Origin of the sequence: Chitinophaga ginsengisoli, assembly GCF_003014595.1 — a bacterium.
Taxonomy (GTDB): domain Bacteria; phylum Bacteroidota; class Bacteroidia; order Chitinophagales; family Chitinophagaceae; genus Chitinophaga; species Chitinophaga ginsengisoli.
In genome coordinates this window covers 123394-138843 of record NZ_PYGK01000021.1, presented here as the reverse complement: position 1 = coordinate 138843, position 15450 = coordinate 123394, and the positions used below count along the sequence as shown (strand labels likewise).

The following is a 15450-nucleotide window of genomic DNA, read 5'->3' as shown; positions in this document are numbered from 1 at the left end:
TAGAGGTTCGGTCGAGGTAGCCTCATCCTCCCTTAATCTTCCGTTCCGGAACGGAAGATTAAGGGAGGATGAGGCTACCTCGACCGAACCTCTACCGGCTATCTGGTATTCACCGCCCTTTCGGCCCTCCTGTATGCCGTCTTCATCTTATAGTCGAACCACTTCTTCCCCAGTATCTTCCGCATGGCATCGTCAAAGCGCCTCGTGATAAAAATATTCCGTACGCCTACCGCACGTTTCAGCATAGAGACCGGTAAAGCACGATAAGCCACAGAGTACCCTGCCGTCTCATACTGGATGTAATGCCAGTAGCCGGAAGGTATGAACAGCGTTTCTCCGAAATGCAGGGTGCACTCCCAGCCATTCAAATGCCGGAGTGCAGGGAAGGCCTCATAATCAGGATTGCGCAGATCTGCAATGCCATGGAAATTCCATGGTAAGCGGTATAAAAGGTCTGATTGCTCATTGGGGAATAACCACACCTTTTTCACTCCCTGGAACTGAGAAAGGAATACATGCGACATATCAATATCGTAATGATACCTCACAGAAGATCCCTCTCCGCCAAAGAACAGAAAGGGTAGCCAGGTCAGCAGGTTATCCGCCAGTTTTCTCACCTTCAGCTGTTGCTTGATGTCCGGCCGCTCCCGCAGCAGGTTAAACAGGAACAAACGCCTCACGGTGGGCCTTGATTCAATCAGGTCCAGGTAATCGCCAAACTTCATTTTTTCTGCCGGCTGGCTTGTCGCCTTGTCCAGATGCGCGTTTTCCTCATTGTGCACACCGACCATCACTTCGCCGGCTTCCTGGCGGAAATAATCGTAGTTCCATTTCTTCAAGGCTTCACTCTCCGGATGAATAAAATCCTTTATGAGCACTGGAATACTGCGTTCCAGAAATTCGCTCGTAAACTGCTGCCGGGTGTATCCACTAATGGTTGTTACAGGTTTCAGTTGCATGATATATTCTGTTGTTAGTTCTCAAGGTGTGTAATGATAGCGCCTCCTGTCGCTGACTTGCCTGGCGCCTTGTAAAGGAAGGCGGTATAGCTTTTCCCCGCCTCGAGTGTCAGGTTAGAAAATGTTTCCCCTTCAATGACTAGTGGACTGTTGTCGGCACTTGTGCTCACTGTCAGCCCTGCAGTACCTGCCGGTACTTCAATAAAAGGCCCGAGCGACCATACATTCAGGCTGTCGCCTGTCAGTACAGAGCCGCCGGCACGACCATAATCCACGCTTCCGAACAACAGGCTCTTCCCACCCTGTTGTTCAAAGGTGATACTTACAGCCGGAATGCCCGGCGCAAGATGAACGAAGCGTAGTTTGGCTTTGCCGGCGGCAGGGGCTTTCAGGTTGTCATAGAACAGTATGAGGGTGTCTTTTGTAATATCTGTTTTGCTGCTGGCGGCAAAGACCGTGTGGTAATAACCTGCAACAGGTCCGTTCGGCCCACCACTGGCGGTAAAAGCAGCCTGGTTGCCGAACTGGCGTGACAGCTTGTAACTGGTGCCTGTGCCTTCTGTAAAGTTGATCTGCACATTCCCAAATACTGTTGGCAGATAGGGCGAGGCTTTGCCAACACCTATAGCCGTTGTTGTTACCTGTGCCGTGAATGCCCAGAATTGCAAAGGAATGTCAACAGGGCGCGCATTCACAAAACTGATCTGCGCGCTAAGCGGGGGTCTATCTCCGGCGTTCACATCCAGGTAATCAGCCTTCTTGCAAGCGGCCTGCGAGCCGGTAAGAAGCAATATCGCCGCAAAGCGGGGCGAAAAAATATGAGCAATGATATTGGTCTTCGTATTCATGTTCTGCATTTTAATGCGCCCCTTAAGCGCGTTTAAAATTGAGCCAGTAACCGGGCAAAAGGCTGGATACCGGCACTGCCATTCTGTATACCAACCACAGTTGGATTGCGAAGACCGGATATACCAGCATCCGTATAATCGCCCAGCACATCAAAAACATTGTTGACGCCTATTGTGGCCAACAGCTGTGGGGTAATATGATAGCCTGCCGACAGGTCTGTTACCCAAATAGGTTTCAGCTTCTGGAAGAAATAATCCGGTCTCGGGAAAGTAGCATTCTGCGCCGTCGCCGTGGTAACACTGCCAAAATAGACGGTACGGAGCAGGAGGTTCCATTTACGGATGTTGTATATTCCTTGTAATGTGATTTTCTGCTGCGGAATATTTGTCGTTACACGCGCCTTCTCTGCTTCACTGAAAATGACATAACGATATGCTTCCAGGCCTTTAGGCGTATTTACACCTGTTACTTCATTACGGGAAAAATTAGCGCCTGCCAGGAATGACAATGTTCCATGATCTAACAGCAGTTTATAGCTGCCTGTGAATTCAATTCCCTTTGTACGGGTGCTGAATGCGTTATAAAAAAACTTGGCCTGTGTTGTGCCTGTCTGTAGCAACAAGGCCCTCACATCTTCCGGCAGATTATTATCCAGGGCGGAAAAGTTACCGGTGTTACCTACCCGGTTTTCTATTTCAATATGATACGCATCCAATGTCAACTCCACTCGCGGCGCCGGTTGAGAAGTAATACCAGCACTAAAGCCCTTTGATCTTTCAGGTGTCAGGGCAGGGATGCCCAGTGCTCTTGCAGCAGCGCTTTTGTTAGACGCTGTTACAAGATCTACTGCCCGTCCCTGCTGGAAAGTGGTAGATGTTTCTGTATAATAGAACTGTGCAAGGTCCGGTGCACGGAAACCGGTATTATAGGCTCCCCGGAAAGCCAGCCATTTAGCCAGGCTATAACGACTGGCAACTTTCCAGGTAGTAACATTGCCAAAGTCAGAGAAATGTTCTGCCCTGATGGCTGCAGACAATAACCAGCGAGCGGTAATATTGGCTTCAATATCGAGATAACCTGCGGCAACAGCCCGGTTAACATTTACTTCATTGGCAGGTCTGAATCCGGCGTGTATCTGTGATCCCGGCGATAGACCATTCAGCGCTATCAATCCTGCAGATGATAAATAAGGCACGCCTGCAGCAGTTGTATCGATGTTATACACATTGCGCAGATCCGCCTTTGCATAAGACGCTTCTTCTCCCGCAATGATCTGGTAGGTTTCTACCCGGTATTGTCCGCCGAAGGCCACATTGATGCCTTTCAGTACTTTGTCAAAATACCTGGAGATGTCCAGACTGGCCGTATTCTGCGAAGCGTTATAACGGCCGGCATCGAAGGTGGTAGGGCTCTTCAGACCATAACTTGCATTCAGGGAATTGTCTATTACATTGCCAAAATCGTTCTTACCGTATACATTGGAAAGATCAACCGTCCACTCTCTTAATTTTCCTTTGATGCCTACGGCGATAGATTTATCGGTGATAGTATTGTCCATCTCCGGCAGAAAACCATCCGGATACAGGAAGGAATTATTTCTTTCTGTCCATCCCGGCAAGCGGTATACCGCAGTGAACTCCGAGTTACGATGACTGATACCGCCAAACGTATATAGCTCTACACCCTCTTTCAGCGGAATGGCCGCGTTGAATGCCAGCAGTGCATCTTTGGCCTTGTTGGACCCGCCTCCCCGCTGATCAAAATAATGACGGTCTATGCCACGGCTGGCCAGTATCGCATCATCTATCTCTTTTGTATAGATAGCATCATATCCGCGGGTATTGGCGCCACCACCATAGATGGGGCCATTGTATAACCCGGCGTCCTTTCTGCCTGCCGGCAATGCAATGCCCTGTGTGGCAAATTCGGCAGTGAGATGCAGGTAGCCGCCCTGTTGTCCTATTTTAATGCCATAGCTAAGGTTGGAACGTGTGGTCAATCCATCTCCCCGGCGTCGTACACTGGCAGTGGAACTGAGGTTGATATCATCGGTTGATTTCTTCAGCACGATATTGATCACACCAGCGATGGCATCAGAGCCATATTGTGCAGCAGCGCCATCACGCAGTATTTCGATGCGCTCTATTGCACCCGCAGGGATTGCGTTCAGGTCGTATCCTGTCGCACCATTGCCCAAGCCTCCCCAATTGATGTTGGCGCTTTTATGTCTTCGTTTTCCGTTTACAAGTACCAGTAGCTGGTCCACACCCAACCCCTTTAATTGCGCAAGATTGAGTGCGGAACCTGCATCACCGGCGTTGCTGCCATTCACTGAGTGAAAGGAGGGAGAGATGTATTGCAGCAACTGCGTCACACTGGTTTGTGGGGCATTTTCCTGTAAAGACCGAAGGTTAATGACATCTACCGGTACCGGTGCATTCAACCGGGTACGGGTCACACTGCGGGAACCCACTATCTGCACCTCTCCCAGATGACGCCGGGCGAGGGTGTCCTTCTCCTGCGACTGTGCAGACAGCCTGTTGCCCGCAAACAGCAGTAAAAAAAAAAAAGATAGTAAAGATTCTCATGTTGATAATGTTAATAAGATAAGGTTGCCCGACTACGGGGACTTTGATTATTGGTTGATAAAACGGTCGTCGGTCAATGTTTTTAAAAATGCTTCCAGTTCATCTATTTCGGTAGCTGTTAAATTCAATGGTGTATTTAGTGACAGATCCCTTTTTATACCGCCATGTACAATGGCATCGGGATTATTATAGTATTGTATTACTTCTCGCAGCGTCTTAAACATACCGTTATGCATGTAAGGCGCCGTCACTGCCACATTCCGGAGACCGGGCACTTTGAAGAATCCCAGTTGTGCACTGTCTTTTGTTACTTCAAAGCGCCCGGCATCTGTCAGTGTAGTGCCATTGTACAAGCCGATGTTCTTAAAACGGTCGGCAGTAAAGTCTTCTCCGGAGTGGCAATTGCTACAATTAGCCTTACCGATGAATAACAATCTGCCTCTGGCAGCTGCTGGTGAAATGGCCTGATCGTCTCCGTTAATATATCTGTCATAAGGGCTATTAGCTGTTTCTAAAGTACGTTCATATGCGGCGAGTGCATCCAGCAGATTTTTCTCAGTCGGCACACTGTTGAACAATTTTCTGAAAGCGCGCACATAGGCACTGTCTGCATTCAGTCGCTTTACTGCATCTTCAATAGGTAAGCCCATTTCGCCTGCGGCGATGATCGGCTGTTTTGCCTGCTCTTCCAATGAAGCGCTGCGCCCATCCCAGAAGAAACTGGGTCTGCCACGCTGATTGGTGATGGAAGGCGTATTCCGCCTCGTCAGCTGGCCATGAATACCTTTGCTGAATGCAGCCGTATCTGCAAATGCAAATTGTGGCTGATGGCAGGATGCACAACTGATTGTTCTGTCGCCCGACAATACCGGATCAAAGAACAACTGTTCCCCCAGCTTTGCACGTGTTAACGGTTCCTCTGAATGAAAGGCCAGCAGCATGACTGCAGATAGCAATATCCCTGCGATGTACCACTGCTTCATTACTGCGCATTTGCCAACAATGTGATGTCCAGCTCAAAATCGTCATAGATCGCTTTGTCACCAAGGTTCTCGAAATAGTTCTTCGAACGGTATTTGATATCATACTTCGTCCTGTCTATTTTCACCTTTGCGGTAGCAGTCAGCTTATCCTTATCCACCTTGATGGTGGCGGGAAAACTGATATCATTGGTAATACCTTTGATAGTCAGCTTACCTGTCAGATCATATTGGTTATTACTTTGAGGTTTGATACCTGTGATCTGAAAATCAGCTGAAGGATATTTTTCTACCGCAAAGAAATCATCACTTTTCAAATGACCAGTAAGTTTCGCGTTGCTGTCAGCATCTTTGATGTCTGTGACTGTGATGCTGCGCGTATCCAGTTTGAAACTACCGTTCTTTAAAGCGTTGTTCTCTACATTTAGTGTACCACTGCTGATGTTAATGGTACCAGTATGTTCACCGGTCACTTTATGTGCGGTCCACAACAGTTTACTGTTCTTGTTATCCACCTGGAATGCAGTTACTTTATTCACTGCAATAATGTTATGAACAGTTGTAGGTAAAGGGTGCGTATTCTTTACCTGTACGGTAAAAGCGGTGATGACGGCTATCACACCTATAGAAGCAAAGGAGGCTGCGTGTTGGAAGAGTTTCATAATAATTTGTTTTTAAAAGGACCTGTGAAGGCTGTCTGCACAGCCCCACAGGCCTGTCTACAGAAAACAACATGAAGAACCAGAAACAGATAGGGTCATCATCTGACGATAATAATATGGTTAGTGGATGCTGGCAACATCCTGCGGAGCTGGTTCGTCAATCAGCGCGTCCAGGTCTTTGTTCCATTTCTCCACGTATGATTTGAAGTACTGACCAGTTACTTCTCCTGTATAACCTGTATGGATCTGCCTTACTTCTCCTTTGCGATCAATGATGATCGTTGTGGGGAAGGCCATCATACGGTTGAGGGCCGGTAATTTTTCCGAAGCCACTTTTTTATCAGCAATGCCACCAAAAAGAATATCATATTCAATTCCGTATTTATCTTTTAATTTACCCAGTGTATACCTGGCATATTCGAGATCATCTTTCTGCTCAAAACCTATAGCGATCGCTTCCACGCCGCGTGTTTTGTTCTTTTTGAACCAGGGAGCAAGGAATGCTGTCTGGTCTGTACAGTTGGGACACCAGGTGCCGATTATTTCTACGATGACCACCTTGCCTTTGTACTTGGCATCACTCAGTGATACCTGCTGACCGTTCAGATCGGGTAAGGTAAAATCCAACTTATTATATCCTTCTTTGAGATAAGTGAGTTTATAAGGATCGGGCAATTCTGCTTCCGCATTTTTATTGCCGTCAAACTTTACATTGTTGTAGATGCCCAGGCTCAGCTCTCCGCTGAAAGACTGATCACCATTGATCTTCCCTTTTATATAAATAGGGCTCGGGCCAGTGAATCCTGACAGTTCGAACTGGTCGCCCTGTACAGTGCCTTCCAGTTCCCGGCTGTCCCCCACTACAGACATGATTACACCGGTCAGTTTATTCCCTTCCTGTTTCAGTAATCCGATGCGGTTGGGAGTAGGCTCTTTGCTATAGATCTGCAATTCCCATTTACCTGACAGATCATATGCAGGTTTGACATCTTTCCCCGGTTCTATAAAGCGGTATTTCTTGCCCGCTTCTGCAACAAAGGGCAGTGCATTACCCCGGAAATTAGGCACCAGGCTTCTGTATTCACCGGTAATACGGCCGTCTGATTCGATCTTTGCAAACAGTGCAGCATCGTAGGTGTTCATCTTCACAAAAAGTGAATCGTCTGCAATACGTTTCACTTTAAAGTCATCACGCCGATGACCATTAATGAGTGTAAAAACGACATGTTCAGGGTCTTTACCTTTCAGTTCAAAGTTGAAGGGGACATTGGCTTCATTGACGGTAAAAACACCACGCCACACACCTTCTTTTAGAAACAGGGGCTTTTTCTCTGCAGCCAGTACAGTGCTGCTAAAAAGTACAGCGGCCAGCAGGCCTTTTACTCCAATGCGGGTAATTCTTTTCATGAGAGCAGATTTGGTTTGATGGTTGATAGTTCAGGGCATGGCAATCTCCTTCCGCTAAGCGGTCAGCTGTAGAGTATATCTGACAAAATGGAATGGAAGTGCCTTGCTAGAGGCAGAAATCAGCTACAACAGGAAGGCATACAGCCGGAAGAACGAAGGAAGTTGTACATGTTGAACGACGTTAGTTAATTTTTATAAATCAACTAATTAATGGTGGCTTAATTAGGGTGGTGATAACAAAGATAGAATGGTGAATCTTATTTTCCAAATAATAGTCCATTATTTTTATAGACTAATAAAAAATGGCGCAAGGTACCACCACTACCGAAGGTATGGACATAGGGATATAATCTGTTTTTCTTCAGTGCAGAAGCTAGGTCGCTACTCAATTAATGCTGGGCTTTACCTGACACGTGGCGCTTAAAGCTGTTCATTGTTCTCTTTCCAGTTGATACTTGTTTTGTGACCGTAAAACCTGTTCACTAAAACAAACATCACTGTAATGCTCGCAATGATAACATAATGTAAAACGATTGACGGCATGTGATTAAAACTAAAAAGAATAAGGTACTAATGTTACTATCTAAATCTACATAATGCAGGTTGAAAATAAACGGCAGTCCTGACAAGTTTGAGGGATGTCGCATATATTCAATAACAAAAGTTAGCAATACCTTCTCAATCTGGCAATACAACGATCGTTTAATCTATCAAAAAAGATAGTCCCGGAAACAAAAATCCCCGCTATAAGCGGGGACTTTTTAACAAAGAGTCAGTTCTGATGGGCTTGCCAAATACCGGCCATCCTTCCTTATCCCAGGTAAACCGCTGAATACGAGGGGATCGCTTGTCTCCGCAACCATCACCTGGATGATCATTCGCATGATAGAGTATCCAGTACTCCTTCCCATCCGGAGAGGTAAAAAAAGAGTTATGCCCCGGAGCATATACATTATTCCCGGGTAATTGTTTAAATACTGCTTCCGGCTTCTTCTTCCAGGATGCGGGGTCCAGCAGATCACTGTCTTCGTCCGCCACGAGCATTCCCAATGCATAGTCGTCTGTCCAGCAAGCCGATCCGGAATATACAATGAAAAGCCGCTTGCCATACTTCAACATTTCAGGCCCTTCATTCACATCAACATGCCGCAGGTTGGGATCACCAATGTCTCCTTTGGTTTCCCAGGCATATTCCGGCTTTGAGATCCTTACCCTTTTTCCACTGATTGTCAGGGGATCTTTCATCGCTGCGATATAAATATCCTGCCGGCCATTCTTATTGCCTTCCCATCCTGACCAGATCATATACAACTTACCGCGATGTTCAAATACACTGGCGTCAATAGCCCATTTGTCTTCCGCGTCGGCTACTTTGCTTTTGAACACCCAGTCGCCCTTCATAGGGTCCTGAGAGCTGTTTTCCAGCGCATAGATCCGGTGGTATTGATTATCACCGCCATCTGCCGCAAAATAGACATACCATTTGCCTCTCAGGAAATGAATCTCCGGCGCCCAGATATCCCTGGAAAAAGGACCGGCAGCCGGTGGCGTCCAGATCGTTTTATGCTCCGCATCTTTCAGGAAAGCGATATTCTTTGTTTTCCATAGCTCCAGGTGGTTTCCCATGGTGTGCATGTAATAGTAATATCCATCCTTATAGATGCACCAGGGATCAGGCCCTTTGGACAACAGGGGATTACGGAAAGTATCCTGCGCCTGCACAACTGTTCCCACCAAAAGCATCAGGCAAACAAGTATTCGTATCATAACTATTTAAGATTAATCTGCTGTACTTCGGAAAACAACAAGTCTTCCACGCCACTGATCTTCACACCGATACGCGCAAATACATAATCCTGGTCGCCGGTAGTGCCATTACCCGAGATGACATCCGGAATATTCACGCTCAGGTGTACATTGGCAGGATCAGTAATATCACTTCCTGCCAGTGAACTGCGGGCGATGTAATTAGTCGCATCTACAAAGCTGGTCTGGTTCAGATACAGGAATACCGATTCTACATTTCTGGCGTTGGCATCGGTGATGATCTTCTCCAGCCGGCAGCTGCTGTTAATGACTGTCGTACCGGTTCTTTCCATTTTGGCATCCCTGATCATATAATAGGGCATCACTTCAATGTCCATCTCGCGGCTGCCGTTTACTGTCAGCAGCATCGTATCAGACTTTGTCTCTGCATCGGTAATTGACCGGAAAGGCCCCTGGGAAGGAGGTATGATCAATTTATAGTTACCATTGAACAACAATGCGGAGTAAGAACCATCCTCATTCACCGCCACGGAAATAGCGCCATTCTTACCCCAGCCGGGCTCCCACAGTTCGAAAGTTACATCTTTTGAACTGACATTCACCGGCACTCCCTGATAAGTAATATGTCCTGACAACATGGAGGATGGCGCCTCGTAGTTGTCCTTCCTGCAGGAAAAAGCAGTCAGTATCAATGTCGTATATACAAATATTTTCTTCATGTAGTTGCTTTTTAGTTGTTGGGATTCTTTACCAGCTTAGGATTATTGCTGAGGATATCTGAACCGATGCGGGAATAATAGTTCCCGAAGTTGAAGCGGTGTGCCGCTGTCACATTGGACGGCTTCACTACCCTGTATACCCATTTCCCATTATTAGGACTTCCCGGGTTGAATATTTTATACCCCCACAGTCCGTAGATCATCGTATTGATCTTATCCGCTTTCCCGATGTTGCTCACCACATCATTGGCTGAAATATTCTCTCCGTTCCATACCTTGTGCGCCAGCCGCCAACGTTTGTTATCGAACATCTCATGTCCTTCAAAGGCCAGTTCTACACGTCTTTCGTGCACGATCCTGTCGAAAGAAATCTGCGCTTCTGTTAAAGGGGTCGTAAAACCAGCCCGCTCTCTCAGCTGATTTATATAAGTGGATGAAAGGCCCGGTTGTCCTAATTCAAAAGCTGCTTCAGCGGCATTTAATAATACTTCCGCATAGCGATAGCGCACCCACCATACATCGCTTCGGGTGCCGATCTGCCCGGAGCCTACGGTAGGGTCCATGAACTTACGTACAAAGAAGCCTGTCTGGGCGCTGAACTGTAAGCCGTCTATCGGGCCATCAGTGCCAACTACCTGTGAGCTTTTAGGAGCGCCTGCTACCGGAATGCTGTCCAGATCTCCAAAGTTGTCGCCGGTGATGGTGTTATACTTCCCGTCTTTCCAATACATTACACCCGCCCAGATATCCAGCGGTACGCCTTTAAATTTGGTGCCAGGCAGGATGATCGTACCTCCAAGACGCGCATCCCTGCCGGCAAAAATATCCTTAGGATCGTCGTAGTATATATAGTCGTTTCCGTTATTAGTAGCAAAGGGACTATACGTGTTATCCAGTTTCTCATATAGCAGTGCCAGGTTGAGTGATGGATTCACCCTGCCGCCCTGCTGTTCTTCCGCTGAAGACCACGGCTGATTGACGAGGGTCCATTCCTGTGTTTTACCTGATTTCAGTTTGAAGTCCTGTGCAAAGATCACTTCGGGATTATTGGCTTTATCATAAAACAGCGCCGCAAAGTTCTCTTCCAGATCTTCTGCTTTCTTCTTATACAGCGAATATTTACCACTGCCGATGATCTGCTGTGCAGCACCCAAAGCAGTCTGGTAATAAGCAGTGGCTTTATCGGCGGATATGCCGACTTCCCCTCCGGGTAATGATACGGAAGGTGTAGTGGCGCCATACTTTGCGATAGACGCAGCATATAATGCCGCTCTTGATTGCATGGCCAGTGCCAGCCATTTGGTAGCGCGGGATTTGATGCCAGCATCTTCCGGCAGTACTGTCTTGATGCTATCCATCTCACTGATCACAAAATCGTAGATCTCTGATTCTTTCGCTCTCGCATGCTGCAGATAGGTAGGATCGCCGCTGAAATTATACTCCATCGGTTCCAGGATCAATGGTACACCTCCCATACGTTTTACTTCTTCAAAGTAAATGGCAGCACGCAGTAAACGTGCCTCTGCTACAAAGCGCGCACGTACATCTGCTGCCAGTTCTTTCGCAGCACTGCATTTCTGTACAAAAAGATTCAGGTCACGGATATACCCATAATCCCAGAGGTTCCACCAGTCGTACGGATAATCTACCTGTTTCGTTCTCCAATACTGGCCGGATTCGGAAGGAAAGGCTTCATCAAAATTGGTAAACTCCGCCCAGTTGGTAATAGTCTGCTGTTCAGGATAACGATTGTACAGATCAGCAAGAACGGACAATACCAGGTCAGGGCTTTTCCATACAGCGTCATCTGTCAGCAGGTCTTTAGGGTCTGTGCTCAGGAATTCATCATCCTTTACACATCCGGATATCATTACAAGGGCCGCTGCTATTGTCAGCAAATATTTTTTCATGCTATTATGCAGTTAAAAGATCAGAGAGAAAGTTCAAAACCAATGTTCACAAATTTGCTCTGCGGATAGGTGAGACCGTTATCATCCACAATCTCAGCATCAATACCAATGCCCCTCATATTGTCGATAGAGAACAGATTGTAAGCGTTCACATAGAAGCGGGCTCTTTCTATTTTCACACGGCTGAGCAGCTCTTTGGGTATGGTGTATCCTAGTTCAATTGTTCTGGCGCGCAGGTATTTTACGTTCACGAGCCAGAAGTCAGAGTTCTTACCAAAACTGCTGTGGTCACCGTTATTGAAGCGCAACGCAGGATATTTTCCGGGTATCCAGCGACTGTTCAGGTCCAGCGGATTTTCTCTGTGCCAGCGATCTTCATATAGGTCCAGCAACAGGTTGCCACCATTCTGGTAAGGATTGCGCATTTCCCAGTTGCGGTTGAAAGAATAACCTCCTCCTCCGGAGAAATCAATACGTGCGTCAAAACCATTCCAGGAAGCAGCGAAGTTCAGACCAAAGTTCACAATTGGATTTCTGCCCGTGCCATAGCCGATAGGACGCATATCCATATCGTTAATCAGACCATCCTTGTTAAGGTCTTTATAGATAAGATCTCCCGGCAGCAGTGTTTTATTGCCCGCGCCATCCACATTCACAGGATATTTGTTGATCTGCTCCTGCGACTGGAACTGGCCCTGCACCTCATATCCCCAGAAGGTATTGCTGAACCGTTCCTGTACGGAGTTGCGGTAGTGATCCCATGAGTTGTTATATACCGGTTTGTAAGTATGCAGAGATTTGTTCCTGGCGTATGAAACATTACCTCCGATATTCAGGTTGACTTTCTGCACTTTTGTAGACCAGGCAATGGAACCTTCTATACCGGCTACCTGATCGCTGTTCACGTTTTCAGAAGGCAGGGAATATCCGAGTTCACTAGGCACCAGGATGTCGTATTTTGCGCCCAACAGGCCTGTTCTTCTCCTGTTAAATACATCTATTGCACCGGTGATCTTGCTGTCGAGGAATCCGTAGTCAAGACCAATGTCCAGCGTTCTGCTCACAAACCATGAGATGTTTTTAACAGGCACGCCTTTATTGCTGGAACCGATTACGGCATTTCCATCCAGTATAACAGTAGAGGCGTTATAATTATAACCAGCCAGATAGTCGTACGGGCCGATACCTACATCGTCATCTCCCAGTTTACCATAGGAAGCACGCAATTTCAATTCACTCACCACTTTCTTACTCACGGTACTAAAGAACTGCTCTTCGCTCAGGCGCCATCCACCGGATATAGCCGGGAAAGTACCCCATCTTTTATCAGGTGAAAACTTCCAGGAAGCATCTCTACGTGCTGACACTTCCAGGTAATATTTGCCGGCGTAGTTGTAGTTCACGCGGCCAATATATCCCAGACGTGCTTCTGTACCATCGGCATCATTATAAGTATCCATCGTGGAGAAATAGATCAATGGCAGCTGATTGGTAGTAGGCACCGAGTGTACATAGCTGCTCAGGTCTCTTCTTTTAATACGCTCTGCGACCAATGTAGCACCAACAGTATGTTGCCCGAATACTTTATTATAGTTGAGCTGCACCTGGATGTTAGGAGTGAGGATAGTCCTGTTACGTCTTTCCCTGTAAGGGTTAGAGCTACCGCCTGTTACGTTATAGGAGCTATCAGCCGGATTGTACGTATATACTTTATAGGTATACTCATGTCCGTTCATAATTTCATTGGCATAGTAGTAAGAGAACAGCCCCTTTGCTGTCAGGCCTTCCAGTGGGAACTGGTATTCGGCTGTCAGGTTGGATTGTAATACACGCCAGTCGCTGCGCCAGTAACCGGACAGCTTTTTATTCTGCACTGCCCAGTTCTCTGTGTTGTGGCCAATATCGTTGGGATAGTCCGGATTGTCGTTGGCGTAGGCACGTTCGGTAGGCCTGTTACGGAGTATCGCAAAACGTGCAGCCCAATAGTCGTCACCACCGGGAACGCCTGGCTGGTCACGGGTTTCCACACGTCCATTGATCTGTGCTCCGATCTTAAAACGATCGGATACACGGGCTTCTATATTGCTTTGTACGTTGGTACGCTCGAAGGTGAATTCTCTTCCCAGTACAGAATATTGTTTCAGGTGAGTAGCAGATACATAGTAGTTGATCCTATCAGAACCACCCGTAAAGTTGAGGTTCATCTGTGTAAGCGGAGCGTTGCCTTTTACAATGAACTTATACCAGTCAAAGTTCTTATAGCCTGTTTCTGTACCCTGTTTCCATTTATCCAGCTCTGCCTGTGTGATGGCGGTCTTACCATACTGGTTCATGTCAGCATCCGCTTTGCCCACCATCCACTCATAGGCATTGGTTGTTTTAGGGAAGCGTGTCCAGTTCTGCCATCCCCTGTAAACGTTTACGTTGATGGTATTACGACTGCCCAGTTTACCGCGTTTCGTAGTTACTACGACTACCCCATTTGCAGCGCGCAAACCATAGATAGCGGCAGAAGCATCTTTCAATACAGTAATGCTTTCAATATCATTAGGTGCAATGTTATTGAACTGGCCTTCATCCTGCTGAATACCATCTATTACATACAGTGGGTTCCCCATGTTCCTGATCTGTATGGAAGCGCTGGCACCGGGACGGCCATCAGAAAAGCGGAAGGACACACCGGCTATTTTACCGGCCAATCCTGCACTGACAGTAGATCCGGCATGTATGCCATTTAAGTCTTTACTTGTTATAGAAGCGACCGCGCCTGTCAGGGACTCTTTTTTCTGTGCGCCGTAACCAACGATCACCACATCACTGAGCGATGTGGAAGATGCTTCCAGTATGGCATTCACGTTATCCTTACCATTGATCTCGATCTCTTTGCTGGCAAAACCTACATAGGTAAACAGCAGGATCCCACTCAAGGCAGGCACATTGAAGGCATAGGTACCTGTAGCATCTGTCGTGGCGCCGGTAGACGTGCCTTTTAGTTTTACGCTTACACCTGGCAGGGGCTGACCTTTATCGTCAGTCACTTTACCGCTGATCCTTACCGGTTGCATCTGCATACCAGGATCTGTTGCAGGTGTCCGTAATCGATTAAGCACAATCTGACGGCCAGACACATGATACTGCAGTTGCAGCGGGGAGAGTAGGCTGTTCAGGATATTGCCTAATGCTTCATTTTCGGCCACTACATCCACTTTGCGGTCTGACTGGATGAGTGAAGAGCTGTAAAGGAATTTAACGTCGACCAGCTTTTCTATCTGGCTCAGGACTTTGCCGACAGGCTGTTGTTTTATTTCCAGGGTAATTTTCTCCTGTAGTACTTCCTGGGCTTTGCCACTGCCGGCAAAGGTGAGGGTTGTAAACAGCACTGCAACCAGCAGTTGAGAGGCACATGTACGCGTAACGTGAAAGATTAAATCACGGATTCGTAATCTTTTTTTCATAACTTGGATTGTGTTCCTTAATAATATGGGAAATAGAAGGGCTGTCTTATCCCAGTGGAGCGGGTATAAGGCAACGTGAAATCAGTCATAGCCAGTGGTACGGCCATACCGCTGGCTATTTTCATTAAGTACTAGTGTTCATTGTTTAAGATTC

At 47.0% G+C, this 15450-nt stretch carries 10 protein-coding genes; all 10 read right to left on the bottom strand.

The features are described 5' to 3' along the window. Nucleotides 1-98 precede the first annotated feature (98 nt). Entirely contained in the window at nt 99-959 is an 861-nt protein-coding gene (locus CLV42_RS31425) for a cupin-like domain-containing protein (RefSeq protein WP_106605907.1), read from the bottom strand. Between the two features lie 14 nt (nt 960-973). Beyond that, nucleotides 974-1807 (bottom strand): DUF4397 domain-containing protein, encoded by an 834-nt coding sequence (locus tag CLV42_RS31420; RefSeq protein WP_170117719.1) that lies wholly within the window; start codon nt 1805-1807, stop codon nt 974-976. Between the two features lie 32 nt (nt 1808-1839). Beyond that, nucleotides 1840-4290 (bottom strand): TonB-dependent receptor plug domain-containing protein, encoded by a 2451-nt coding sequence (locus tag CLV42_RS31415; protein ID WP_245901783.1) that lies wholly within the window; start codon nt 4288-4290, stop codon nt 1840-1842. A gap of 153 nt (nt 4291-4443) precedes the next feature. Further along, a complete protein-coding gene (locus CLV42_RS31410; RefSeq protein WP_106605904.1) occupies nt 4444-5379 on the bottom strand; it encodes a cytochrome-c peroxidase in 936 nt (311 codons plus the stop codon). Next, entirely contained in the window at nt 5379-6038 is a 660-nt protein-coding gene (locus tag CLV42_RS31405; RefSeq protein ID WP_106605903.1) for a YceI family protein, read from the bottom strand. The genes CLV42_RS31410 and CLV42_RS31405 overlap by 1 nt, the downstream gene beginning before the upstream one ends. Nucleotides 6039-6158: 120 nt before the next feature. Beyond that, the gene (locus CLV42_RS31400) at nt 6159-7445 is read right to left on the bottom strand and encodes a peroxiredoxin family protein (protein WP_106605902.1); all 1287 of its coding nucleotides are present in this window, start codon (nt 7443-7445) and stop codon (nt 6159-6161) included. A gap of 744 nt (nt 7446-8189) precedes the next feature. After that, a complete protein-coding gene (locus CLV42_RS31395; protein ID WP_106605901.1) occupies nt 8190-9212 on the bottom strand; it encodes a glycoside hydrolase family 43 protein in 1023 nt (340 codons plus the stop codon). 2 nt (nt 9213-9214) lie between these two features. Continuing rightward, nucleotides 9215-9931, bottom strand: coding sequence for a DUF3823 domain-containing protein (locus CLV42_RS31390; protein ID WP_106605900.1), 717 nt, complete (start codon nt 9929-9931; stop codon nt 9215-9217). 11 nt (nt 9932-9942) lie between these two features. Then, nucleotides 9943-11841: a RagB/SusD family nutrient uptake outer membrane protein gene (locus CLV42_RS31385; RefSeq protein WP_106605899.1), complete on the bottom strand. Its 1899-nt coding sequence runs from the start codon at nt 11839-11841 to the stop codon at nt 9943-9945. Between the two features lie 20 nt (nt 11842-11861). Beyond that, entirely contained in the window at nt 11862-15296 is a 3435-nt protein-coding gene (locus CLV42_RS31380; protein ID WP_106605898.1) for a TonB-dependent receptor, read from the bottom strand. Nucleotides 15297-15450: the final 154 nt, after the last annotated feature.